22 protein-coding genes are annotated in these 22,376 nt (G+C 60.4%); 15 read left to right on the forward strand and 7 right to left on the reverse strand.

The window, feature by feature from the left end; genetic code table 11:
- The first annotated feature begins 538 nt into the window (after nucleotides 1-538).
- Nucleotides 539-1,312 (forward strand): 3-hydroxybutyrate dehydrogenase, encoded by a 774-nt coding sequence (locus B8991_RS01010; RefSeq protein ID WP_084349939.1) that lies wholly within the window; start codon nucleotides 539-541, stop codon nucleotides 1,310-1,312.
- Between the two features lie 151 nt (nucleotides 1,313-1,463).
- Entirely contained in the window at nucleotides 1,464-2,498 is a 1,035-nt protein-coding gene (locus B8991_RS01015; protein WP_084349940.1) for a patatin-like phospholipase family protein, read from the forward strand.
- Between the two features lie 51 nt (nucleotides 2,499-2,549).
- Here the strand turns inward: B8991_RS01015 and B8991_RS01020 are convergent, their stop codons facing one another.
- The 3 genes from B8991_RS01020 to B8991_RS01030 form a co-directional block, all read right to left on the reverse strand.
- Nucleotides 2,550-3,263 (reverse strand): DUF502 domain-containing protein, encoded by a 714-nt coding sequence (locus B8991_RS01020; protein WP_084349941.1) that lies wholly within the window; start codon nucleotides 3,261-3,263, stop codon nucleotides 2,550-2,552.
- Nucleotides 3,264-3,333: 70 nt separating this feature from the next.
- Nucleotides 3,334-4,263: a pseudouridine-5'-phosphate glycosidase gene (locus B8991_RS01025; protein ID WP_084349942.1), complete on the reverse strand. Its 930-nt coding sequence runs from the start codon at nucleotides 4,261-4,263 to the stop codon at nucleotides 3,334-3,336.
- Entirely contained in the window at nucleotides 4,260-5,159 is a 900-nt protein-coding gene (locus B8991_RS01030) for a PfkB family carbohydrate kinase (RefSeq protein ID WP_084349943.1), read from the reverse strand. The genes B8991_RS01025 and B8991_RS01030 overlap by 4 nt, the downstream gene beginning before the upstream one ends.
- A 117-nt stretch (nucleotides 5,160-5,276) precedes the next feature.
- On the opposite strand from B8991_RS01030, the gene B8991_RS01035 reads away from it, so the two are divergent.
- The 3 genes from B8991_RS01035 (at nucleotide 5,277) to tsf (ending at nucleotide 8,600) form a co-directional block, all read left to right on the forward strand.
- Nucleotides 5,277-6,593 carry a HupE/UreJ family protein gene (locus B8991_RS01035; RefSeq protein WP_084349944.1) on the forward strand — a complete coding sequence of 439 codons (1,317 nt, stop codon included), beginning with the start codon at nucleotides 5,277-5,279 and terminating at the stop codon, nucleotides 6,591-6,593.
- Nucleotides 6,594-6,856: 263 nt separating this feature from the next.
- Nucleotides 6,857-7,630, forward strand: a complete 774-nt coding sequence (gene rpsB / locus B8991_RS01040) for a 30S ribosomal protein S2 (RefSeq protein WP_084349945.1) — start codon at nucleotides 6,857-6,859, stop codon at nucleotides 7,628-7,630.
- Between the two features lie 94 nt (nucleotides 7,631-7,724).
- On the forward strand, nucleotides 7,725-8,600 hold the full coding sequence (tsf, locus tag B8991_RS01045; RefSeq protein WP_084349946.1) for a translation elongation factor Ts: 876 nt from the start codon (nucleotides 7,725-7,727) through the stop codon (nucleotides 8,598-8,600).
- A 370-nt stretch (nucleotides 8,601-8,970) separates the two neighbouring features.
- On the opposite strand, the gene B8991_RS01050 is transcribed toward tsf, so the two are convergent.
- From B8991_RS01050 to B8991_RS01060, 3 genes are all read right to left on the reverse strand, one after another.
- A complete protein-coding gene (locus tag B8991_RS01050) occupies nucleotides 8,971-9,738 on the reverse strand; it encodes a LuxR family transcriptional regulator (RefSeq protein WP_084349947.1) in 768 nt (255 codons plus the stop codon).
- A 231-nt stretch (nucleotides 9,739-9,969) separates the two neighbouring features.
- Nucleotides 9,970-10,539 carry a DedA family protein gene (locus B8991_RS01055; RefSeq protein WP_084349948.1) on the reverse strand — a complete coding sequence of 190 codons (570 nt, stop codon included), beginning with the start codon at nucleotides 10,537-10,539 and terminating at the stop codon, nucleotides 9,970-9,972.
- Nucleotides 10,536-10,886, reverse strand: a complete 351-nt coding sequence (locus B8991_RS01060) for a hypothetical protein (RefSeq protein WP_084349949.1) — start codon at nucleotides 10,884-10,886, stop codon at nucleotides 10,536-10,538. Before B8991_RS01060 ends, B8991_RS01055 begins: the two co-directional genes overlap by 4 nt.
- A 240-nt stretch (nucleotides 10,887-11,126) precedes the next feature.
- Between B8991_RS01060 and B8991_RS01065 the strand changes: the two genes are divergently transcribed.
- The 3 genes from B8991_RS01065 to B8991_RS01075 all read left to right on the forward strand — a co-directional run bounded on the left by B8991_RS01065 (nucleotide 11,127) and on the right by B8991_RS01075 (nucleotide 13,605).
- Complete coding sequence (locus B8991_RS01065) at nucleotides 11,127-11,336, forward strand: hypothetical protein (protein ID WP_084349950.1); 210 nt, start codon at nucleotides 11,127-11,129, stop codon at nucleotides 11,334-11,336.
- A 97-nt stretch (nucleotides 11,337-11,433) separates the two neighbouring features.
- On the forward strand, nucleotides 11,434-12,201 hold the full coding sequence (locus tag B8991_RS01070) for an SDR family NAD(P)-dependent oxidoreductase (protein WP_084349951.1): 768 nt from the start codon (nucleotides 11,434-11,436) through the stop codon (nucleotides 12,199-12,201).
- 192 nt (nucleotides 12,202-12,393) lie between these two features.
- On the forward strand, nucleotides 12,394-13,605 hold the full coding sequence (locus tag B8991_RS01075; RefSeq protein ID WP_084349952.1) for an MFS transporter: 1,212 nt from the start codon (nucleotides 12,394-12,396) through the stop codon (nucleotides 13,603-13,605).
- A gap of 42 nt (nucleotides 13,606-13,647) precedes the next feature.
- Here B8991_RS01075 and B8991_RS01080 read toward each other — a convergent pair whose 3' ends face one another.
- A complete protein-coding gene (locus B8991_RS01080) occupies nucleotides 13,648-14,529 on the reverse strand; it encodes a MurR/RpiR family transcriptional regulator (RefSeq protein WP_084349953.1) in 882 nt (293 codons plus the stop codon).
- A 95-nt stretch (nucleotides 14,530-14,624) separates the two neighbouring features.
- On the opposite strand from B8991_RS01080, the gene B8991_RS01085 reads away from it, so the two are divergent.
- From B8991_RS01085 to B8991_RS01115, 7 genes are all read left to right on the forward strand, one after another.
- Nucleotides 14,625-15,395 carry an N-formylglutamate amidohydrolase gene (locus B8991_RS01085; RefSeq protein ID WP_084349954.1) on the forward strand — a complete coding sequence of 257 codons (771 nt, stop codon included), beginning with the start codon at nucleotides 14,625-14,627 and terminating at the stop codon, nucleotides 15,393-15,395.
- Nucleotides 15,392-15,910, forward strand: coding sequence for a TRAP transporter small permease subunit (locus B8991_RS01090; protein WP_084349955.1), 519 nt, complete (start codon nucleotides 15,392-15,394; stop codon nucleotides 15,908-15,910). The genes B8991_RS01085 and B8991_RS01090 overlap by 4 nt, the downstream gene beginning before the upstream one ends.
- On the forward strand, nucleotides 15,900-17,225 hold the full coding sequence (locus B8991_RS01095) for a TRAP transporter large permease (protein ID WP_084349956.1): 1,326 nt from the start codon (nucleotides 15,900-15,902) through the stop codon (nucleotides 17,223-17,225). The genes B8991_RS01090 and B8991_RS01095 overlap by 11 nt, the downstream gene beginning before the upstream one ends.
- A 54-nt stretch (nucleotides 17,226-17,279) precedes the next feature.
- Nucleotides 17,280-18,317: a TRAP transporter substrate-binding protein gene (locus B8991_RS01100; RefSeq protein WP_084349957.1), complete on the forward strand. Its 1,038-nt coding sequence runs from the start codon at nucleotides 17,280-17,282 to the stop codon at nucleotides 18,315-18,317.
- 63 nt (nucleotides 18,318-18,380) lie between these two features.
- Nucleotides 18,381-19,742: a glutamine synthetase family protein gene (locus B8991_RS01105; RefSeq protein WP_179141400.1), complete on the forward strand. Its 1,362-nt coding sequence runs from the start codon at nucleotides 18,381-18,383 to the stop codon at nucleotides 19,740-19,742.
- A 97-nt stretch (nucleotides 19,743-19,839) separates the two neighbouring features.
- Nucleotides 19,840-21,222: an aldehyde dehydrogenase family protein gene (locus B8991_RS01110; protein ID WP_084349958.1), complete on the forward strand. Its 1,383-nt coding sequence runs from the start codon at nucleotides 19,840-19,842 to the stop codon at nucleotides 21,220-21,222.
- Nucleotides 21,219-22,364: an iron-containing alcohol dehydrogenase gene (locus B8991_RS01115; protein WP_084349959.1), complete on the forward strand. Its 1,146-nt coding sequence runs from the start codon at nucleotides 21,219-21,221 to the stop codon at nucleotides 22,362-22,364. Before B8991_RS01110 ends, B8991_RS01115 begins: the two co-directional genes overlap by 4 nt.
- The last annotated feature ends 12 nt before the right edge of the window (nucleotides 22,365-22,376 follow it).

The raw sequence follows: 22,376 nt of genomic DNA on the forward strand, positions 1-22,376 counted from the left end.
CAGCCCTATATAACAGCATGACGCGGGCCTGACGGGCAAAGCGGGATAGGTTGCCGGCGAGGGCATTCGCGATGGATGGCTTATATTGCGACCCGACGGCACAGATGCGGGAACGTGCAGCGCTGGCGGCGTGATTCTGTCGCAAAAACGCGGGGCACGAATCGAGCTGCCCAGTGGCGTCGGTCATCATCACGCGCATCCGCGATTCGGCTGGCGTTTTACGAAATGGCCCGGATTGGCACCGATGACGAGGCCGACGTTGCCGCGGCACTGATAGTTTGCTGTCCGAGGTGATTGGCTTCGTCGGCGCGTTGTCGGAGGGGCAAGGTGCAGATCATAGATAATCGAGCTAACCCCCATTTCCGCGCGACAATACGCATATCCTCGCGCAGGTTCTGCGCCAATGCGCGGCGCGGCGAACTGCCAATCGACCAAGTTATCGTGAAAAACCGATTTTCCCCTGTTTCTCGCGACTGTAGGGGCTAGGATGCTGCATGACAGCATAGCGATGCATTCACGCAACGACGGAGACTATCACATGAGCTTGAAGGGCAAGACCGCCATCATCACCGGATCGAATTCAGGCATCGGGTTGGGCGTCGCACATGAACTGGCGCGTGCCGGCGCGGATGTCGTGTTGAACTCTTTCACCGACCGGGCAGAAGATCACAAGCTGGCCGAGGATCTGGCCGCGGAACATAGCGTCAAGGCGCGCTACATCCAGGCGGATATGTCCAAGGGCGATGAGTGCCGCAAGCTGATCGAAACCGCAGGCGCTTGTGACATACTGGTGAATAATGCCGGCATTCAGCATGTCGCGCCGATTGATGAATTTCCGGTCGAAAAATGGGACGCGATCATCGCCATCAACATGAGCTCGGCCTTTCACACCACCGCCGCGGCCCTGCCGCTGATGCGCAAGGCGGGCTGGGGTCGCGTGATCAACATCGCCAGCGCCCACGGGTTGACGGCCTCGCCGTTCAAATCGGCCTATGTGACCGCCAAGCACGGGATTGTCGGGATGACCAAGACCGTGGCGCTGGAAACCGCACGCGAGCAGATCACCTGCAACGCGATCTGTCCGGGCTATGTGCTGACACCGCTGGTCGAAGCGCAGATTCCTGACACCGCCAAGAAATACGACATGAGCGAGGACGAGGTGAAACAGAAGGTGATCCTTGAACGCCAGCCCTCGAAAGAGTTCGCGACCGTCGAACAGATCGGCGGCACCGCGGTGTTTTTATGTTCCTCCGCGGCAGAGCAGATCACCGGCACGACAATCAGCGTGGATGGCGGCTGGACGGCGCTTTGACCGGCGAGAACCGCTTTCGCGGTCAGGATCTGTCCGGCGCTGTTTGTGGCGATGCGACCATGTCGGGCGGCCCAAGTGACGGCATCGGCGTGACCCCCAAGACATACATCCGAACCTCTCTGAAGGGCGTGCAAGGCCTATGGCAAAACCCATGAAGAAACGGATCAATCTGGCGCTTCAGGGGGGTGGGGCACATGGAGCCTATACTTGGGGTGTACTTGACCGCCTGCTGGAAGAGCCAGATCTGGAAATCGCCGGAATTTCCGGCACATCGGCCGGGGCGCTGAACGGTGCCGCGCTGAAGGCTGGAATGCGGCAGGGCGGGCGTGAACAGGCGCGCGACAATCTGGACTGGCTCTGGGGACAGATCGGTGCCGTGAAAGACCTGCATGTGCCCGCCTGGATGGGCATGGCGATACCGGAGGCGCGGATGATTTCCGGCGCGTTGGAGTGGTCCTTGCCCTACATGATGGCAGATTCGTTCAGCCGCATGGTGTCGCCCTATGTCTGGGGGCCGTTCTATCGCAACCCGCTGGAATCGATTGTCAGTCAGTTTCATTATGATGATGTCTGCGGGCCGGGGGGGCCGGATCTGTTCATCTGCGCCACCAATGTCCGTGATGGAAAGGTGCGCGTCTTTTCGGGCGACAGCATCAATGCAGATGTCGTCATGGCCTCGGCCTGCTTGCCGACCCTTTTTCAGGCCGTCACCCTGCGCGATCCGCGTTCCGGCAAGATGGAGCCGTTCTGGGATGGTGGATATACCGGCAACCCGGCGCTGTTCCCGCTTTTTGCCAAATCGCTTCCCGATGATCTTGTGATCATCAATATCAACCCGATCATCCGCGAAAAACTGCCCACCACGCCGCCGGAGATCCAGAACCGCATCAACGAGATCAGCTTCAACTCGTCACTGCTGCGAGAGTTGCGGGCGATCAATTTTGTGCAGCGTCTGATGACGGATGGATCGGTGACGGAGGGGGCGATGAAGAGCGTCCTGGTCCACATGATCTCGGACGATGCGCTGATGAATGACCTGTCGGTGGCCACCAAGACGATTGCGATCCCGTCTGTTCTGAGCGCGTTGAAAGCGGCGGGCCGGACTGCGGCGGGCACGTTTCTGGAAACACATTGGGATGACCTGAATGTGCGTCAGACAGCCGATCTGAAAGACATGTTCGACTGAGCGATTAGCGCGAACCGTAACAATCGACATGAGCGCGAGAAAGGCCCCCGCTCAGGCGCTGAGGCGGTTCTTTTCTTGCGCCCGCAATTTCGCCTTGGCCAGCTCTGCCGGTGCCTTTTCGTGCGGATAGACCAGCCCCGCCGAAATCACCAGCTTGGCGGCGTCCTCAACGGTCATGTCCAGCTCGACCACATCCTCGCGCGGGAAAAACAGTAGAAAGCCCGAGGTCGGGTTCGGCGTTGTCGGAACAAAGACGCTGAGCAGATCACCGGCCACTTCGGGCCGGGCCGCAACCTCGCCCTTGGCTTGGGTCGAGACAAAACCTATCGCCCAGATGCCCTTGCGCGGATATTGGATCAGGCAAGCTTTCTCAAAGCTGCGGTCACTTTGCGCAAAGACCGTCTCGGCGATCTGTTTCACACCGGAATAGATCGAACGGACGATCGGCACGCCTTCCAGCAGATTTTCGGCAAAGCGCAGGATGGACCGGCCGATCAGGCCTTTGGCGACCCAGCCCACAGTGATTGTGAACAGCAAAAAGATGATGACGCCGACACCGCGCAGGTTGATGCCGATGTATTTTTCCGGCTGGAACGTATAGGGTACCAACGGCAGCACCACCCCATCGACCCAGCCGATCAACGTCCAGATGAACCAGATCGTCAGGCCCACCGGAGCAATCACCACAAGACCGGTCAGAAAGCTGGAGCGCAGACTGGTAAACAGGCCGGGGCGTCGCGGGTCTTTGTCGAAAGGGCTGGTCATGGATCTATCCGCAGGGGTCGGTCGTCTCAAACTAGGTGGTCAGCGGGGGCGCTACAATGGGCGCGACCGTTTAAGACGGCGCATTCTCCGGTCGTTTGCTCATTTCTTGCGCAATCTTCGCCGCCAGACGGGCATTGTTGAGGACAAGTGCGATATTTGCGTCCAGCGAGCGGCCTTTCGTCAATTCGAAAATGCGTTGCAACAGATAGGGCGTGACCGCCTTGCCGATGATCCCGTGCTGCTTGGCGTCGGCCATGGCTTGCGCGATCACGGGCTGGATTTCAGACCGGGGGATTTCAGCCTCGACCGGGATCGGGTTGGCGATCAGCTGGCCGCCGGGCAGTCCAAGCGCGCGCCGTGCCATATGTGCTGCGGCAATGTCCGCAGGATCGTCGATGCGCAGCGGCGCGCGCAGGCCGGAATTGCGCGACCAGAAGGCCGGAAACGCATCCTGCCCGACGGCTATGACCGGCACGCCGCGGGTTTCTAGCACTTCCAGCGTCTTGGCAAGATCAAGGATGGCCTTTGCGCCCGCACAGACCACGCTGACCGGCGTCAGCGCCAGTTCCGCCAGATCGGCGGAGACGTCAAAGCTCATCTCGGCACCCTGATGCACGCCGCCGATGCCGCCGGTGGCGAACACCTCGATCCCGGCCTTCGCGGCACCGATCATCGTGGCGGCGACGGTTGTCGCCCCCGTGCCGCCCTGCGACATACAAACCGCCATATCGGCCCGGCTCAGCTTGGCCACCCCCTTGGCCTGCGACAGCTGTTCCAGCTGCGGATCTGTCAGCCCGACATGCAGCGTCCCGTTCAGAACCGCGATCGTGGCAGGCTCTGCCCCGTTGTCGCGCAATTCCTTTTCAACCTGGCGTGCGGTTTCAAGGTTCTGCGGATAAGGCATCCCATGGGTGATGATGGTGCTTTCCAGCGCCACAACGGGACGACCTTCGGCCAGTGCCTTTTCGACGACGGGGGACAGAGTAAGCGAAGCGGTCATAGCGGTGTTTCTCCTGAGACGTAATCGGCGGCCACCTGCAAGGCAGAGGTCAATGCCTCCTGCCTGTCGGTTCCGCGCTGTTCTGCGGCCATATGCGCGGCCATGAAAGTATCGCCCGCACCGGTGACACGGGTCACCAGCACTTCGGGCGGCATCTGTTGGATCACCCCGTCGGGCGAGGCATCCGAGGCGGGGCTGCCGCCATCGGTGACAAGCGCGCGCGCGGCACCGAGTTTCACCAGCGCAGCGGCAGCGGCGGCGCTGTCGTCAAAGCTTTGATGACACAGCAGCCCGGCCTCTTCGAGATTGACATAGAGCATGCCGCGGCGTTGCAGCAGGAAAGAGCGCAAGCGTTCCGCCTTGCCCGGTGAGGCGGGGGCGATGCGCAGGTCGGCGCGGGCAAAGGCCGGATCCTTGGCGATCTCTTCCAGCAACGTGGTTGTCAGGTTGCCATCCAGCGCGACGGTCCCGGTATATGGCGCGTCGGCGCTGCCCAAGGTGCCGTCACGCAAGGGGGCCAGTATGCGCGCGCCCGCCGCTTCCAGCGAATGCGCGTCTGCAATTGCAGCGATCAGACCATTGGCACCTTCGACCGCCATGTAGACATCTGTCGGCAGATCTTCTGACCGGTAGATATGGTCCATCACCAATCCGCGCGACGTGCAAGCGGCCACCAACTCGTCGCCCTCCGCATCGCGCCCCACAGCTGACAGCAGCACCGGGCGCATCTCGAATTGTGCCAGCGTCATCGCGATATTCAGCGCAACACCGCCGGGCAGCCGCGTAATCCGTCCCGGCACATCCGATCCCTGACGCATATGGCTGGCGGCGCGGCCGATTACGTCCCATAAGGCGGAACCGATGCAAAGGATGGTATGGGGCGCGTGCGAAGTCATGAATATCTTTTGAACGGTTCACGGCGGCGACGCAACAGGACTCCGCCGTGTTGAAGTTTCTACTTGATTGACGATCCACCTGAAATACTTTGCAAAGACAAGTTCTTCGGAGGGCGCATGCCACATTTGTTACTCGTTCGTCTGCTGACAGGCGTCTTCTTGCTGATTTCCGCGTCCACCGTCTGGGCACATGAGGTGCGCCCAGCCATTGGCGACCTGACCACCGCCGACGGCAGGCTTGAATTGGCATTGTCATTGAATGCCGAAGCGCTTGTCGCCGGGGTCGACCTTGACGGTGTGACTGACACGGACGAGACGGACAGTTCCGACCGCGTCGATGCGCTGCGCGCGCTGTCGCCGGAGGAGATGGCCGAACGCCTGCGCGCAGCGCTTGCCGATGTCGTGACAGCACTCGACTTGCGGGCCGGTGACGCGGCGCTGACTGCCCAGATCGACAGCATTGACGTGGCACCGGTGGGAAATACAGATCTGCCGCGTGACACGACGATTGTGCTCAGCGCCGATCTGCCGCCTGCCGTCGATACGGTCCAGATGTCCTGGCCCGCAGAATACGGCACGCTGGTGCTGCGCCAGCAGGGGGTCGAGGATCCCTATACCGAATACTTGTCGGGCGGGCAGGGCAGTGGGCCCATATCGGTCTCGGGCGGCGATCAGCGCGGGGCGCTTGCGACCTTTGCCGCCTATGTGCCGGTGGGGTTCGACCATATTCTGCCGCTTGGTCTCGACCATATCCTGTTCGTGCTGGGGTTGTTCTTTCTTTCGCCGCGCATCCAGCCACTGTTGTGGCAGATTTCGGCCTTCACGCTCGCCCATACCGTGACGCTGGCGCTTGGGGCGACCGGGGTGGTCAGCGTGTCACCCGCCATTGTCGAACCGCTGATCGCAGCATCCATCGCCTATGTCGCCTTCGAGAATATCCGCTCGCCCGTGATGAGCCGCTGGCGTCCGCTGGTGATCTTCGGGTTCGGGCTGCTGCACGGGTTGGGCTTTGCCTCTGTTCTGGGAGAGTTCGGATTGCCGCAGGACCGGTTCCTTTCCGCGCTGATTGGCTTCAATATCGGTGTGGAACTGGGTCAGTTGACCGTGATCGCCGCGATGCTGGCGCTGGTCTGGGTGGCGCTGCGTGTCGATGAGGGGCGGGCAAAGGTCGAGGCAGGGCAAACCGTCTATGGCGTGCTGATTGTGCTGTTCCTGGGTGCCGGTTTTTTGGTGGATCGCGGCGCGATGGCGGCAGTGCTGGAGGTCGATCCGATCGTCTTTCTTGCCCCGCTTGCCGTGCTGTCGGCGCTGTGTCTGGCATCGGTCACGCTGGTCGATGAACTTGCAGCCTATCGCCGGTTCGTCGAGGTTCCCGCCTCTGCCGTGATCGGTCTGGTCGGCGTCTATTGGGTGATCGAACGGGTTTTCCTTTAGCCGTGGCCTGATAACGCTGGTGAAGATGCGGTAACCTGCGCATCCTTCTGCGCTCCTGCACCACGGGGATTGCGACGACGCGCGCGTGTTGAACCTGTTTGCAATGCATCGGGGCTTGCGCGCGGCTCTGATGCGGTCTATACGCGCGCCACTCAATCCGCAGGTATGGGCGGGCTGATGGGGGAGACATCCTCATCCGTCCACCGGTTGGCGCATTCCGCGCTGCACCCCGTACCAAGGCGAAAACCGGAAAGGATAAAGACATGGCTCTTCCAGAGTTCACCATGCGCCAACTGCTTGAAGCAGGCGTACATTTTGGCCACCAGACGCAGCGCTGGAACCCCCGTATGGGCGAGTTCATCTACGGTGCGCGCAACGGCATCCACATCATGGACCTGACACAGACCGTTCCGATGCTGGACCAGGCGCTGAACGTGATCCGCGAAACCGTTGCCAAGAATGGCCGCGTGCTGTTTGTAGGCACCAAGCGTCAGGCCGCGACCCCCGTTGCCGAAGCCGCTGAAAAATGCGCCCAGTATTACATGAACCACCGCTGGCTGGGTGGTACGCTGACCAACTGGCAGACCGTGTCAAAGTCGATCAATCGTCTCAAGCAGATTGACGAGCAGATGGAAAACGGTGCCGAGGGCCTGACCAAGAAAGAGCGTCTGGGCATGGAGCGCGAGCAGACCAAACTGCAAGCCTCGCTTGGCGGTATTCGTGAAATGGGCGGCCTGCCGGATCTGCTGTTCGTCATCGACGTCAAGAAAGAGCAACTGGCAATTGCCGAAGCCAACAAGCTGGGCATCCCGATTGTGGCCGTGGTTGACACCAACTGCTCGCCCGATGGCATCGACTACATCATTCCGGGCAACGACGACGCGGCCCGTGCGATCAACCTGTATTGCGATCTGGCCAGCCGTGCCGCGCTCGACGGCATGCAGGCTCAGCTGGGCGCTGCCGGCGTCGATCTGGGTGCGCTTGAAGAAGCCCCTGTCGAAGAAGCCATCGCCGAAGACGCACCTGCCGAGGCGTAAGCCCGACAGCGATGTCGTGAGAACGACATGATAGCTTGATACTGGGGCGCGGCCACTGCCGCCCCCGACCACCAAGAACATGAGGAGAGCCGAAATGGCGATCACAGCATCCCAGGTGAAAGAACTGCGCGAAATGACCGGCGCAGGCATGATGGACGCCAAGAAGGCGTTGACCGAGAATGACGGCGATATGGAAGCCGCAATCGACTGGCTGCGCACCAAAGGTCTGGCGAAAGCGGCCAAGAAATCCGGTCGTACGGCTGCCGAAGGTCTTGTCGCGGTCAAGGTCGAAGGCAACAAGGGCGTCGCCGTAGAAGTTAACTCCGAGACCGATTTTGTCGGTAAGAACGCTGAATTCCAGTCGATGGTCGCTGCGATTGCCGAAGCGGCGGTCAATGTGACAACGGTCGAGGAACTGGCCGATGCGGATCTGGGTGGCAAGACCGTCGCCGAGACCCTGACCGCCAAGATCGCCACGATTGGCGAGAACATGGCCCTGCGCCGGATGGCCTCAATCGAGGGTGACACGGTTGTGTCCTATGTCCACAACGCAGTCGCTGACGGCATGGGCAAGATCGGTGTGCTGGTTGCGCTGAAAGGTGACAATGCCGCATTCGGACGGCAGGTTGCGATGCATATCGCGGCGGCATCGCCGCAGGCGCTGAACGCTGACTCGCTTGATCCGGCCGTGGTCGAGAAAGAGCGTCAGGTCCAGATCGATATCGCGCGCGAGTCGGGCAAGCCGGAGCAGGTGATCGAAAAGATGATCGTTGGCCGGATGAAAAAATTCCTCGGCGAAGTCACCCTTCTAGGCCAGGCTTTCGTGGTCAACCCCGATCTGACGGTTGAAGACGCCGCCAAGGAAGCCGGTGTCGAGATTGTCGGCTATGTCCGTCTTGAAGTCGGTGAAGGCATCGAGAAGAAAGAAGAAGATTTCGCCGCAGAAGTGGCCAAGGCTGCTCAGGGCTGAACCATGTGGCGGTCGCTTTCGGGCGGTCGATGGACTTTCGAACGGTGCCGCGGCGAAAGCCGCGGCACCGTTTCTTTTTCGATCCGTCCCAATGCGGGGAGCAAGCAGGGAGGGCCGATAAAAGGCGACCAAACCACACACAAAAACGAACCAACTAAAACGGTACAGTCCGCACCGGCAGGAATTGCCGGTTAGGGACGGCAGGGCCTAGTAATCGCTAGGGTGCCGTCCCCTGTTCCTTTGGCTAAAGCCACCACTCACGGAACATCTTCAGCATGCCTCTTAACCCTAGGTCACGAAAGTAAGGTATTCCGGACCTTTCGGAGAAAACTCTCAGGTCGTCGAATAACCATCTAATTTTAATGCCATTTTAGGATTGGACATCCAGAACGAACATCTGATTCTGGAAAGAAGCTTTGAGCACGGCCTGCGCCGTTGTCTCAACGCTCAGCGCGACGCGGGCAAGCCGCAGATGCTTTTCCACCGTCGCTGTTGTCAGCCCCATCAGGATTGCAATGTCCTGCATCGTTTTGCCGTCACCCACCCATTCCAAGGCTTCGCGCTGGCGCGGTGTCAGTGTCCGGTTCGGGGCGAAATAGGGCAGGGTAAGAATTTTCAGATGCGCGAGATTGTTCATCAGGATGATGTCATCGCTATGACGCACCCAAATATCGTCGACCTCGTCTTGCGTCAGGCCCTTACGGGCGGTCAGGGCGATGGCACCTTTGGAGCGCGCCGAAACCGATTTGAAGCTGAGCGTATAGCCGGCCGTCACGCCTTGGGACAGGTTGAAATCGACCACGCGACGTTCGGCCTTGCTGAGCGCATCGGCGCGCGCCATGTCGGCGATCACCCGCCAACTGCAATCGCCTTCGTTCTCCAGCGCCCAGTTGACCATCGGCGCGTGATGATACAGCCCCCGGCCTATAAACCCATCCGTATAGGCCGTGCTGTGATTGGTCAGCAGAAGAAAGTCATTGGGATCCCCAAGCGAGCTGGCGCTGCGGAACCGGGTGAACCCGTACATGATCCGGTCAAATCCGAAGCTGGCCATGCGTTCGGTATGCATCGCCCAAAGCTCTTCGATGCTGGGCGTATTGGTCATCTCGATCAGATATGTCTTGTCGCCAGCGTTCATGTCTGCCTCTTGTCATTCAGGCTTAGCCCATACGGCCAGACGCGCAACGGTCGCAATGTCTGGCATTCCCCGGAGCCGGAACCATTTCTGACATCGGCACCCAGGCAGGCGCGTTCACTCTTTATAGATGAAACAGCCACCCTTGGTGTATAGGCGTAAGGGTGACAGTTGCAAGTTTTGCTGTCCAGTCTGAAATTGACCAGCCGGTCAAAATGCAACCTTCGCATTTTTCTAACGTTTCAAATCGCTTCGGATAAAGCGCCAAAGCAGCCAGGCCAAAACCGCGAAGGCCAGAAATCCGGTAATGTCGCCAAGCACTTCGGAGATCTGCGAGACGTAGCTGCCGAACACATATCCCAACCCGAGATAAAGCGTCACCCACACCACCTCGCCTGCAATATCGAAAGGCGTGAAGCGTTGCAGAGGCATTGTCACCACGCCTGCCATATAGTTGACGCCCGGCCCCAGCGGAGCCAGCAGCCAACGGGTCAGGAACACCGCCATGCCGCCGCGCGTCTCCAGCATGTGGCGGGCGCGGTCCATCAGCGGGATGCGCCACTGCGCGAGGCGCGGGCCGCCCCAACGTCCAACGGCGTAGCCCGCATGATCAAAGAAGATCGCCGCGACAAGGCTGGTCACATAGACCTGCGTGCCGTTAAAATCGCCGGCGGCGATCAAAGACCCGCTGATAAGCAGCGTCAGTGAGGCCGGCGCAGGTGCCCCCAGGCACCCAAGTCCGATGATCAGCACAAGCACCGGAAGGCCGTAAACCGGTAACCATTCCAATGCGACTTCTGTCATTCAGTTGCCGCTTTTTGTCGGGCGATGACATCCATGACGCGAAGCGCATAGGTCTCGAAGTCGATGTCCTGTTGACGCGCCAGATGACCCAGGCTGGTCTTGCGATCACGGCCAGGCCCAAGCGCCAGCGCCTCGTGCAGCTTTCGCGGGTCCAGAACCCATGACCGCGCGACATATCCGACCGTCATCCAGGGTTCCAACTGTTGTTCATGGTGTTTCGGGTCGTTCCAGTACACCATGTCCAATCCGACACGCACGCCAAAGAACAGCGCGGCCACGAGCGACAGCCCCAGCAACCAACGGGCCGCGCGCCGGTTGCGTTCACGATGTTTGGCGTTCCGGCTCACTTTCTGGTCTCCGTATGGTGTCGTCTGGGCGGGTATAGTGTGACGCATCCTGGCGCGGGGAACAATGCGGAGGGCCGCGCAGGCGGTTTCGCAAAGCGTTGTCGGCAGGTTTTTCGCCCGCAGGCCGGTTTTGGCTTGATGTATCTGACCGTCCTGCCGAGATTGGGCATCGCAGATCACTGAAGGCGGCAGTCAAGCCGCGTTGCGAACAGGAGCGAGCATGCCAAGCGATAACCCGACATGAAATTCTTTGATCTTCGCATTCCGTTCTTTCTGCCGCTCTGGCGGCGCGTCGTTACCGTCGTCTTGACGGGTGGTTGGGCGGCTTTCGAACTGGCGAATGGAAATCCTGGATGGGCTGCGATTTTCGGCGCTGCGAGCGCGTTTTGTGCCTATGAGTTTTTCATCGTTTTCGATCCCGAGAATTTCAAGGGCGACAAGGATACCTGACCGGACTTGCGCTTGGCCCGCGCACCGCGCACTTTGAGGACAAATTGCAGCGGCCGTGCAATCCGGCGCCGCGCCACTGAAAAGAGAGGGCTTTCACATGATCATCGACAATAACCGCATCGCCGTGGTGACTGGCGGCGCGTCAGGGCTTGGCGCCGCAACGGCGCGGGCTTTGGCAACTGCGGGTGCGACCGTTGTTTTGTTCGACATGAACACGACGTCCGGACCCGAGATGGCAAAGGAACTCGACGGAGGCTTTTACAAGGTCGATGTCAGTGACGCCGACAGCGTGCGCGCAGCGCTTGATGAAGTGGCAAGGGTTTACGGCAGGCTAGATATTCTGGTAAATTGTGCCGGCATCGGCCCGGCGGCCAAAACCGTGGGGCGCGACGGCGCGCATGATCCGGCGATGTTCTCCAAGACCATTCAGGTCAACCTCATAGGAAGCTTCAACTGCGCCAGCCAAGCTGCTGCGATAATGTCGAAAAATGACCCCGGACCTGGGGATGGAAGCCGCGGCGTGATCATCAACACGGCGTCGGTCGCAGCTTATGAGGGACAAGTCGGACAAATTGCCTATGCAGCTTCCAAGGGTGGCATTGTCAGCATGACGCTGCCCATGGCGCGCGATCTGGCCAGCCTTGGAATACGGGTTTGCAGCATCGCGCCGGGACTTTTCCTGACACCGATGTTGCAGGGTTTGCCTGACGATGTGCAGGACAGCCTTGGACAACAGGTGCCGTTCCCGTCGCGGTTGGGCGATCCTGCGGAATACGCGGCCCTTGCGCTGCATATCATCGAAAACCAGATGCTGAACGGTGAGGTCATCCGACTTGACGGGGCGATCCGCATGGCCCCGCGCTAAGGCATTTCTGACGTCGCAGGTGAGGTCGGGTTGCGCTGGAGGCCGTCACCATGCAACCAGACTGCGCTGAAGCGGCGGTTCGATGATTTGGACAGAGCCTGTCGATCGTTCCGGTCGTCTACGGTGACACTTGCGTCGTGTCCGGGATGCGGGCAGGGGGTTGCATTCAGGATGCCGGAGAACAGGGTCTAAATGTCCGCACAGCTCTCGAATAAATGGGTCGCGCTTACGCTGGCCGGATTGGCCGTCGTCCTGTCGCTGACAACGTGGTTTTCAGCGACAGCGGTTCTGCCGGACTTGCAGATCGTGTTGGGGCTTGATGCGTCAGGGGCGGCCTGGCTGACAAATGCGGTGCAGGCTGGTTTTGTTCTGGGGGCGTTGGTTTCCAGCGTTCTGGCACTGTCGGATGTCTTGCCGCTGACCCGGCTGATGGCGGTGGCAAGCCTTGCGGCGGCGGCGTTCAATGCGGTGGCGCTGCTGGATCCGGGGGCCGGTTGGGTGATTGCCGCGCGGTTTGCAACGGGCGCGTCACTTGCGCTGGTCTACCCCCCTTCGCTGAAATTCATCGCGACGTGGTTCCGCAAGGGGCGGGGATTTGCGATGGGGGTCATGGTTGGCGCGCTGACGCTTGGATCTGCACTGCCGCATCTGGTGCGCGGGGTCGGCGTGGGGTTCGATTGGCAGGCGGTGCTTGTTGTCAGCTCTTTGGCGAGCCTTGTTGCGGCGGCAATCTTCGGACTTGTACTGCGCGAAGGGCCGGACCCGTTTGTCCGGGCCGCTGTCGATCTGCGCCAGATTGGCAAGGTCATTCGCGACCGGCCGGTGATGCTGGCCAATGCGGGCTATTTCGGCCACACGTGGGAGGTGTACGCAATGTGGGCGTGGATACTGGTCTATATCGGTGCCGCGCAAGAGGCTGGGCTGGCTGTGACCAATGCCTCGATCCTTGCCTTCGCGGCGATTGCGTTCGGCGCACCGGGCAGCGTGCTGGGCGGGTTGGTCGCCGACCGGATTGGGCGATGCAAGACAACGGCGATTGCATTGGGGCTTTCGGGCGTTTCCGCTGTGTTGATCGGGGTCAGCTTTGACGGACCGGTCTGGATCTTTACCGTGGTTGCATTGTTCTGGGGCATGACCGTGGCGGCCGACTCTGCTCAGTTCTCGGCCGCAGTGACCGAGTTGGCGGATCAAAACCATGTCGGTGCGGCGCTGGCATTCCAGATGGGCGTGGGATTTGCGATCACCATCGTGACGATCTGGATGATGCCGCTGATCGCCGAGGCGCTTGGGTCGTGGCGATGGAGCTTTCTCGTGCTGGTGCCTGGGCCTGTGCTGGGAAGTTGGGCGATGCTGACATTGCGACGCATGCCCGAAGCTGCGAAGATCGCGGGCGGGCGGCGGTAACGTCCTGATCCTGCGCGGCATCGAGTGGTTCTGAACGGGGGCCTACGTCCCGCGAAATATCCGCGATGCACCGATCATCTTTTCGAGCGCGGCAATCCGGTCGGTGCTGGATGATCGTGCCTGTATGCCCGCCACCAGCGCCTCGATCAGAAAGTTGATCGCAAGGGTCGAATCCCAGCTCGAGGGCGCTTCGACCATGCTGCGAAAACAATGGCTGGCATGCGCCTCGATGGGTGAGCCCCATTGATCGGTGAACAGAACGATATTGCCGCCCTGTTCAACGACCAGTTTTGCCAGCCGCTCCAACTGTTTCTCGTAGCGGCGGATGTCGAACACCACGAGTGTCGCGGAGGCGTCAATATCCAGCAGCGATTGTGGCCAGACACTGGGCGAGGCGTCAAGCAGCGACACGCCCGGCCGGATGATCTGCAAATGGTTGTAGAAATAGATCGCATTGGACCGGGTGATTCGCCCACCCATCAGATAGATGTGGCGTTTCGGGTCGGACAGGAGATTGGTCGCCTCTTCGAATTCCTGAACATCCAGACGGTCTATCGTGGCGTTGATGTTGCGCGACACGGCCAGCGCAAAGCGGCTGATGATGTGATCGCTGTGGGCCTCCATTGCCGAGGTTTCCAGCTTTGCCAAGGGCTGCTTCACGCGGGCCGCAACCTCTTCGCGTATGGTGTTCTGGAAGTCGGAGAACCCGTCGAAGCCAAGTTTGCGGGCCAGCCGCACCACCGTCGCGGTCGACACTTGCGCAAGCTCGGCAAGCTTGGTGATGGATTGCAACCCGGCAACCAGTGAATCGTCCAGCAGCGTCGCGGCCAGTCTGCGTTCAGCCGCGGTCAGGTCGGGTTGCTGGGTCTTCAACATGTCCCAGATCAGCGCCTTGCCATCGGGCGATGCTGTCGGTTCCGTCATTTCCACACCTCCGGTCTGCACAGAAATAGAAACGATCTTGACATCATGTGCGACTCTGTAGTGATCTTTACACATTGAATTCAGGGGAACAAGAAATGGATGCGCAGGGTCGGGCTCCGTTTGTGATATCGGGCGAGGGCGGGACTGCGCCGGTTGTCCTGATTTGCGAACACGCCTCTGCGTATATTCCGCCTGAACTGGATGGTCTGGGGCTAAGCGGTGAGGCGCAGAGATCGCATATCGCCTGGGATATCGGCGCGCTGGACATGGCCACGCGATTAAGCGCGCGGATGGGCGCGCCGCTGATTTCCGGCCAGATTTCGCGTCTTGTCTATGATTGTAACCGGCCGTTCGAAGCATCAGACAGCATTCCCGAACAAAGCGAGGTTTACGCAGTTCCGGGCAATCGGGGGCTGAGTGCGGCGGATCGGAAGGCGCGTTTTGATTCGATCCATACGCCGTTTCACAACGCGGTCAGCGCGGTGATCGACCGGCAGTCCGCTCTGACGGGCGGGCAGGTGGCTGTTATCACCTTGCACAGCTTTACCCCGATCTATCACGGCAACAAGCGCGCGTTGGAGCTTGGCTTTCTCTATCACGAAAGCGGCGACCTTGCACAGGCGGCGACGGCAATCGAAGCGGAGCGAGGCCTGATGAAAGCGGCGGTGAATGCACCCTATTCAGCCAGTGACGGCGTGACGTACAGCTTGCACAAGCATGGCGAGGCGCGGGGTTTGCAGTCTGTCATGGTCGAGGTCCGAAATGATCTGATCGACACATATCCAAAGGCACAAAGCATGGCTGATCACCTTGCGCAGACCCTTGCCGCGGCCATGGCGCAGGTCACGCAGCGGGGTGCCGCATGACGTTTTTCAAACGGTATATCGCGCTGGTCGACGCCATGAACCGCGCCATCGGACGCGTGACGATGTACGGCATTTTTGCGCTGATGGGCGTTTTGCTGTGGTCGTCGATCTCCAAGACCTTTTTCAACCCGTCGCTGTGGACGCTGGAAATGGCGCAGTTCATGATGGTGGGGTATTACATCCTTGGCGGGCCGTATTCGATACAGATGGGATCGAATGTGCGCATGGATTTGCTCTACGGCGAATGGTCCACGCGGCGGAAGGCGGCGGTGGACTCTGTGACCGTCTGTTTCCTGATCTTCTATCTTGTCGTCCTGCTCTGGGGCGGGATCGACAGCACGGCCTACAGCTTCAAATACGGCGGCGAGCGCAGCCCGACGGCGTGGCGGCCTTATCTGTGGCCCATCAAGATCGTCATGTGCGTGGGCATCGTGTTGATGCTGCTTCAGGCGGTGTCCGAGCTTTTCAAGGACATCCTGCGCCTGCGCGGAGAAGAGGTCGCCGATGTCGTATGAGATGATCGCGATCTTCATGTTTGCCACGATGATGGCGATGTTGCTGACCGGGCAGCGGGTGTTCGGTGCCATCGGCTTCGTCGCGGTGATCGCGGCACTGGTTCTTTGGGGCGACCGGGGCGGCTATGACATCGCGTTTTCCAGCGCGATGAAGCTGATGAAATGGTATCCTCTGCTGACCCTGCCGATGTTCATCTTCATGGGCTATGTCTTATCGGAATCGAAGATCGCCGATGACCTTTACAAGATGTTTCATGTCTGGATGGGCGGCTTGCGTGGCGGGTTGGCGATTGGCACGATCGGGCTAATGGTGCTGATCTCGGCGATGAACGGGCTGTCGGTTGCGGGCATGGCCATTGGCGCCACGATTGCGCTGCCGGAATTGCTGAAACGCAACTATGACAAGCGGATGGTGACGGGGGTCATTCAGGCCGGATCGTCTCTGGGCATCCTCGTGCCGCCCTCGGTCGTGCTGGTGCTGTATGCGATGATCGCCCGGCAACCGGTGGGCCAGCTATGGCTGGCGGGGGTGATCCCCGGTCTGATGATGGCCGCGATGTTCATCATCTACATCGTGATCCGCTGCTGGTGGAACCCATCTTTGGGGCCTGCCTTGCCGCCGGAAGAACGTGCCATGCCCCTGGGCGAAAAGCTGAAACTGCTGCGCGCGGGTCTGCTGCCGCTTGGCATCTTCGCCGCGATGATGGTGCCCTTTGTCAACGGCTGGACCTCGCTGGTCGAAAGCTCTGCTATCGGGGCGATGACGGCTTTTGTTGCCGCAGTCCTGAAGGGCCGGATGACGCGCGAAGTGTTCGAAACCTCGGTGCGTCAGACGCTGGGGATCTCGTGCATGTTCATGTGGATCATCCTCGCCGCCATGGCCTTTGGCGCGGTGTTCGACGGGTTGGGCGCGGTCAAGGCCATCGATACGCTGTTCACCGAACGGTTGGGGCTGGACCCGTGGATCATCCTGATCCTGATGCAGCTCAGCTTTATCCTGATGGGCACGTTTCTGGACGACACGGCCATGCTGGTTATCGTCGCGCCGCTTTATGTGCCACTGGTCAAGGCGCTGGGGTTCGATCTGGTCTGGTATGGCGTGCTGTATACGATCACCTGCCAGATCGCCTATATGACGCCGCCTTTCGGGTATAATCTGTTCCTGATGCGGGCGATGGCCCCGCCGGAAATCACGCTGAAGGATATCTACGGATCCATCCTGCCTTTTGTTCTGGTCATGGTGTTCGCACTGGCCGTTGTCATGGCCTTTCCGCAGATCGCCCTTTGGCTACCCGGATATGTTTATGGAAATTAACCCCAAGAACTCCGCCAACGGAGCGTCAATTTCAAATCCAACAAGGAGAGTTCGATGACTTCACGACGCAAGTTTCTGAGCACGGCGGCGCTTGGCGGCGCTGCATCGCTGGCGGCCCCTGCCATCGTCAAGGCACAGGCCCCGATCAAGTGGCGGTTCCAAACCTATGCGGGCGCCGCCCTTGGCGAATTCGTCACCAAACCGGTAATCGACTACATCAACGAGGCCGCGAATGGCGAAATGGAGATCGAGCTGTTCTATGCCGACCAGATCGTGCCGACGGGCGAGCTGTTTCAGGCGCTCCAGCGCGGCACCATCGACGGTGTGCATTCGGACGACGATTCCATGGCCTCGCCCACGCCCCTGCAAGTGTTCGGCGGATACTTCCCGCTGGCCACAAAACATTCGTTGGATGTGCCGGTGCTGTTCGACCAATACGGGCTGGCCGATATCTGGCGGTCCGAATATGAAAAGGTCGGCGTTGCGTGGCTGTCGGCGGCCGGGCAGGATCCGTGCAACTTCAACACCAAGAAAGAGATCACCTCGCTGGCCGATCTGGACGGGCTGAAGCTGTATACCTTCCCGACGGCGGGGCGCTTTCTGTCGCAATTCGGCGTTGTGCCGGTGTCCATCCCCTATGAGGACGCCGAAGTGGCGGTGCAGACGGGCGAGCTGGACGGCATGGCGTGGTCTGGCATCACCGAGGATTACACCGTCGGCTGGGCGAATGTGACCGACTATTTCCTGACCAACAACATCTCGGGCGCGTGGATCGGGTCGTTCTTTGTCAATCAGGGGCAATGGGCGGACCTGCCCGAACACCTCAAGGCCATCGTCATGGCGGGCATCGAGGCAGGCCACACCTATCGCAACCAGTGGTATTGGGGCGGCGAGGCACGTCTTCGCGCGCAGGGCGACCAGCTTCAACTGCGCTCCATCCCGCAGGAGGAATGGAAGGTTGTCGAGGATGCAGCCGTCAAGTTCTGGGACGAGATCGCCGAGGAAGGCGAGGTGCACGCCAAGATCGTGCAGATTTTCCGCGACTATAACGAAGTGATCAGCAAGGCTGGTCCTCCCTACACGTTCGGCTAAGACCACCGGGGGCGCGCTTTGCGGCGCGCCCCGCTTCTGGATTGCAAGGATCGGAGATTGCCCATGTCTGGCATATTGCCCTTTGATGACCTCAAGGCGCAGGTCGCAGAAGGCCGGATTGATACGGTACTGGTGTGCATCGTGGACATGCAGGGCCGCCTGATGGGCAAGCGGTTTCATGCGGGCCACTTTGTCGCCAGCGCCTGGGAAGAAACGCATTGCTGCAACTACCTGCTGGCCACCGATCTGGAGATGGCCACACCCGAAGGCTATGCCGCGACAAGCTGGGAAACCGGCTATGGCGACTATGTGATGAAGCCGGACCTGACGACTTTGCGGCCGGTGCCGTGGTTGGAGGGCACCGTTCTGGTGCTGTGCGATGTGCTGAATCACCATACCCATCAGCCGGTTCCACATTCGCCGCGCGCCATGCTGAAAAGCCAGATCGCCCGGCTGGAGGCGATGGGGTTTGACGCCATGATGGCCACGGAGTTGGAGTTCTTTCTGTTCGAGAAGAGCTTTGACGAGATCCGCAAAGGGGGCTTTCAGGATCTCACGCCGATCAGCGGCTATAACGAGGATTACCACATCTTCCAGACCACCAAGGAAGAGCATGTGATGCGCCCCGTGCGCAACCACCTGTGGGAAGCCGGTATTCCCGTCGAGAATTCCAAAGGCGAAGCAGAGGCCGGTCAGGAAGAGCTGAACATCAAATACGCGGCTGCGCTGGATACGGCGGATTATCACAGCATTGCCAAACATGCGGTCAAGGAGATTGCCTGGCAAAACGGGCATGCGGCGAGTTTTCTGCCGAAATGGCACAAGGACCGGGTCGGAAGTTCAAGCCATGTGCATCAGTCGCTTTGGACGGACGGCACGCCCGCGTTTTATGATGCCGACGACAGTTTGGGCATGAGCGCGCTGATGAAAAGCTATGTGGCGGGTCTGCTGAAATATGCGCCTGATTACACCTATTTTCTGGCGCCCTATATCAACAGCTACAAGCGGTTCATGAAAGGGACGTTTGCGCCCACACGGATCATCTGGTCCGTGGATAATCGCACTGCCGGGTTCCGACTGTGCGGGGACGGCAGCAAGGCCATTCGCATCGAATGCCGGATCGGGGGGTCGGATCTGAACCCCTATCTTGCCATGGCGGGGATGCTGGCCGCAGGCATTGCCGGGATCGAGGAAGGGCTGGACTTGCAGCCGCCCGCGCGAGGCGATGTCTATCAGGGTGAAACGGCGATGATTCCGGACACTCTGCCGGCGGCGCGTGCCGCGCTTGGCGGGTCTGTCCTGATGCGGCGTGTTTTCGGCGATGCGGTCGTCGATCACTATTGCCGGGCGGCCGAGGTCGAAATCGAGGAGTTCGCCCGTGTGGTGACGGATTGGGAGATTGCCCGAGGGTTTGAGCGGGCCTGAGAGGGCGGGAGCGAGGGGCCTGCCCCTCGCGCTCCCCGGAGTATTTGGGCCAAGAAGAAGGGCAGGGCGCGGGCCTTGCAGGACAAGGAGGTTTGACGTGGGTCAGACATTGAAATGCATCTCTCCGATCGACGGGTCCGTCTTTGCGGAGCGGGATGTGGCGGTGTTCGCACAGGCGCGTGACAAGGTCGCGGGCATGCGTGCCGCGCAGGCGGAATGGGCGGCACGGCCCTTGCAGGAGCGGATCGACCTCGTGATGGCGGGGGTTGCCGCCGTGGGCGAGATGAATGATCTCATCGTGCCGGAACTGGCGCGGATGATGGGCCGCCCGGTAAGTTACGGCGGCGAATTTGGCGGGTTCGACGAGCGCGCGCGCCATATGGCTGCGATTGCGAAGGATGCCCTTGCCGATGTCATGGTGGGCGAAGATGCGACGTTCCGGCGCTATATCAAGCGGGTTCCGCATGGGGTGGTGCTGGTCGTGGCACCGTGGAATTATCCTTACATGACGGCGATCAATACAGTCGCGCCTGCGTTGATCGCGGGCAATGCCGTGTTGCTGAAACATGCGACGCAAACGCTTGTCGTGGGCGAGCGGATGGCACAGGCGTTTCAGGCGGCGGGCGTGCCTGCCGAGGTGTTCGACAATATCTTTCTGGACCACGACACGACCTTCCAACTGATCGCGGCCCGCACGTTCGACTTTGTCAATTTTACCGGCTCGGTCGGTGGCGGCCAGCAGATGGAGCGTGCCGCAGCGGGCACGTTCACCGGGGTTGCAACCGAATTGGGTGGCAAGGATCCGGGCTATGTCATGGAGGACGCCGATCTGGATGCGGCGGTCGAGACGTTGATCGACGGGGCGATGTTCAATTCCGGCCAGTGCTGCTGCGGGATCGAGCGGATCTATGTGCATGAGAGCCTGTTCGATGCGTTTCTGGAAAAAGCGTTGAAGATTGTGCGCGGCTACAAGCTGGGCAATCCGCTGGATAAGGCAACGACGCTTGGCCCGATGGCGCATGTGCGTTTCGCCAATGAGGTGCGCGCGCAGATCGCCGAGGCTGTGGCGGCAGGGGCGACGGCACATATCGACAGATTTGCCGAGGATGACGGGGGTGCCTATCTGACGCCGCAGATCCTGACCGGCGTGACACATGATATGCGGGTGATGCGGGACGAGAGTTTCGGCCCCGTCGTGGGGATCATGCCCGTCAAGGATGACGACGAAGCGATTGCGCTGATGAATGACAGCGAATTTGGTCTGACCGCCAGCCTGTGGACAGGCGATGTTGAGCGCGCGCAGCGTGTGGGCGACCGGATCGAAACCGGCACGGTGTTCCTGAACCGCGCCGATTATCTGGATCCCGGCCTGTGCTGGACCGGCTGCAAGAATACCGGGCGCGGCGGCGGCCTGTCGGTGATCGGTTATCATAATCTGACGCGCCCGAAATCCTACCATCTCAAGAAGGTAACGACATGAGACTGACTGGAAACTGGTCCTATCCGACCGCAATCAAGTTCGGCGCAGGCCGGATTGCAGAGCTGCCCGGTGCCTGCGCGCAGGCCGGGATCGCGCGGCCCTTGCTGGTCACTGACAAGGGGTTGGCGGATCTGCCGATCACTGCGCAGGTGCTGGATATACTCGACGCCGCAGGGCTGGGCCGTGCGGTGTTTGCGCAGGTTGATCCCAACCCGAATGAGACGAACCTTGCCGCCGGTGTGCAGGCTTACCGCGATGGCGGGCATGACGGGGTGATTGCCTTTGGCGGCGGCTCTGGTCTGGACTTGGGCAAGATGGTGGCCTTCATGGCCGGGCAAACCCGGCCGGTCTGGGATTTCGAGGATGTCGGGGATTGGTGGACACGCGCCGATGCGGATACGATTGCGCCCATAATCGCCGTGCCAACCACCGCCGGGACAGGATCAGAGGTGGGGCGCGCCAGCGTGATCACCAATTCCCGGACCCATGTGAAGAAGATCATCTTTCACCCCAAAGTGCTGCCGTCGGTGGTGATCTGCGATCCGGAACTGACAGTGGGCATGCCGAAATTCATCACCGCAGGCACGGGGCTTGATGCCTTTGCCCATTGTGTCGAGGCGTTCAGCAGCCCGTTCTATCATCCGATGAGCCATGGCATCGCGCTGGAAGGCATGCGTTTGGTCGTCGAATACCTGCCGCGCGCCTATGCCGATGGCACGGACATCGAAGCCCGTGCACAAATGATGAGTGCAGCCGCGATGGGGGCGACGGCGTTTCAGAAAGGGCTGGGCGCGATCCACGCGCTCAGCCATCCTATCGGCGCGGTGTTCAACACGCATCACGGCACGACGAATGCGGTCTGCATGCCTGCGGTCTTGCAGCTGAACGCAGCAAAGATTGCGGACCGTTTTGATCGCGCCGCCAGTTACATCGGGGTCGAGGGCGGCTTTGACGGGTTCTGCAAATTCGTGCAGGATTTCAACGACAGTTTTGCCATTCCACGAAAACTGTCCGAGATGGGGGCAAGCGCTGACCGGATCGACGAGTTGGTGCCAATGGCGCTGTCCGATCCGTCCTGCGGAGGCAATCCCGTCAAGCTGACCGAAGGGAATGTGCGGTCGCTATATGAGGCGGTCATCTGATGTGTCATCAAT

Origin of the sequence: Primorskyibacter flagellatus, assembly GCF_900176485.1 — a bacterium.
Taxonomy (GTDB): Bacteria; Pseudomonadota; Alphaproteobacteria; order Rhodobacterales; family Rhodobacteraceae; genus Primorskyibacter; species Primorskyibacter flagellatus.

Coding starts and splice junctions, on each gene's coding strand:
- B8991_RS01015 (WP_084349940.1), top strand. CDS start 1,464: ATGAAGAAACGGATCAATCTGGCGCTTCAGGGGGGTGGGGCACATGGA.
- B8991_RS01075 (WP_084349952.1), top strand. CDS start 12,394: ATGTCCGCACAGCTCTCGAATAAATGGGTCGCGCTTACGCTGGCCGGA.
- B8991_RS01080 (WP_084349953.1), bottom strand. CDS start 14,529: ATGACGGAACCGACAGCATCGCCCGATGGCAAGGCGCTGATCTGGGAC.
- B8991_RS01115 (WP_084349959.1), top strand. CDS start 21,219: ATGAGACTGACTGGAAACTGGTCCTATCCGACCGCAATCAAGTTCGGC.
- B8991_RS01085 (WP_084349954.1), top strand. CDS start 14,625: ATGGATGCGCAGGGTCGGGCTCCGTTTGTGATATCGGGCGAGGGCGGG.
- B8991_RS01030 (WP_084349943.1), bottom strand. CDS start 5,159: ATGACTTCGCACGCGCCCCATACCATCCTTTGCATCGGTTCCGCCTTA.
- B8991_RS01105 (WP_179141400.1), top strand. CDS start 18,381: ATGTCTGGCATATTGCCCTTTGATGACCTCAAGGCGCAGGTCGCAGAA.
- B8991_RS01095 (WP_084349956.1), top strand. CDS start 15,900: ATGTCGTATGAGATGATCGCGATCTTCATGTTTGCCACGATGATGGCG.
- B8991_RS01070 (WP_084349951.1), top strand. CDS start 11,434: ATGATCATCGACAATAACCGCATCGCCGTGGTGACTGGCGGCGCGTCA.
- B8991_RS01010 (WP_084349939.1), top strand. CDS start 539: ATGAGCTTGAAGGGCAAGACCGCCATCATCACCGGATCGAATTCAGGC.
- B8991_RS01055 (WP_084349948.1), bottom strand. CDS start 10,539: ATGACAGAAGTCGCATTGGAATGGTTACCGGTTTACGGCCTTCCGGTG.
- B8991_RS01065 (WP_084349950.1), top strand. CDS start 11,127: ATGAAATTCTTTGATCTTCGCATTCCGTTCTTTCTGCCGCTCTGGCGG.
- rpsB (WP_084349945.1), top strand. CDS start 6,857: ATGGCTCTTCCAGAGTTCACCATGCGCCAACTGCTTGAAGCAGGCGTA.
- B8991_RS01035 (WP_084349944.1), top strand. CDS start 5,277: ATGCCACATTTGTTACTCGTTCGTCTGCTGACAGGCGTCTTCTTGCTG.
- B8991_RS01025 (WP_084349942.1), bottom strand. CDS start 4,263: ATGACCGCTTCGCTTACTCTGTCCCCCGTCGTCGAAAAGGCACTGGCC.
- tsf (WP_084349946.1), top strand. CDS start 7,725: ATGGCGATCACAGCATCCCAGGTGAAAGAACTGCGCGAAATGACCGGC.
- B8991_RS01090 (WP_084349955.1), top strand. CDS start 15,392: ATGACGTTTTTCAAACGGTATATCGCGCTGGTCGACGCCATGAACCGC.
- B8991_RS01100 (WP_084349957.1), top strand. CDS start 17,280: ATGACTTCACGACGCAAGTTTCTGAGCACGGCGGCGCTTGGCGGCGCT.
- B8991_RS01050 (WP_084349947.1), bottom strand. CDS start 9,738: ATGAACGCTGGCGACAAGACATATCTGATCGAGATGACCAATACGCCC.
- B8991_RS01020 (WP_084349941.1), bottom strand. CDS start 3,263: ATGACCAGCCCTTTCGACAAAGACCCGCGACGCCCCGGCCTGTTTACC.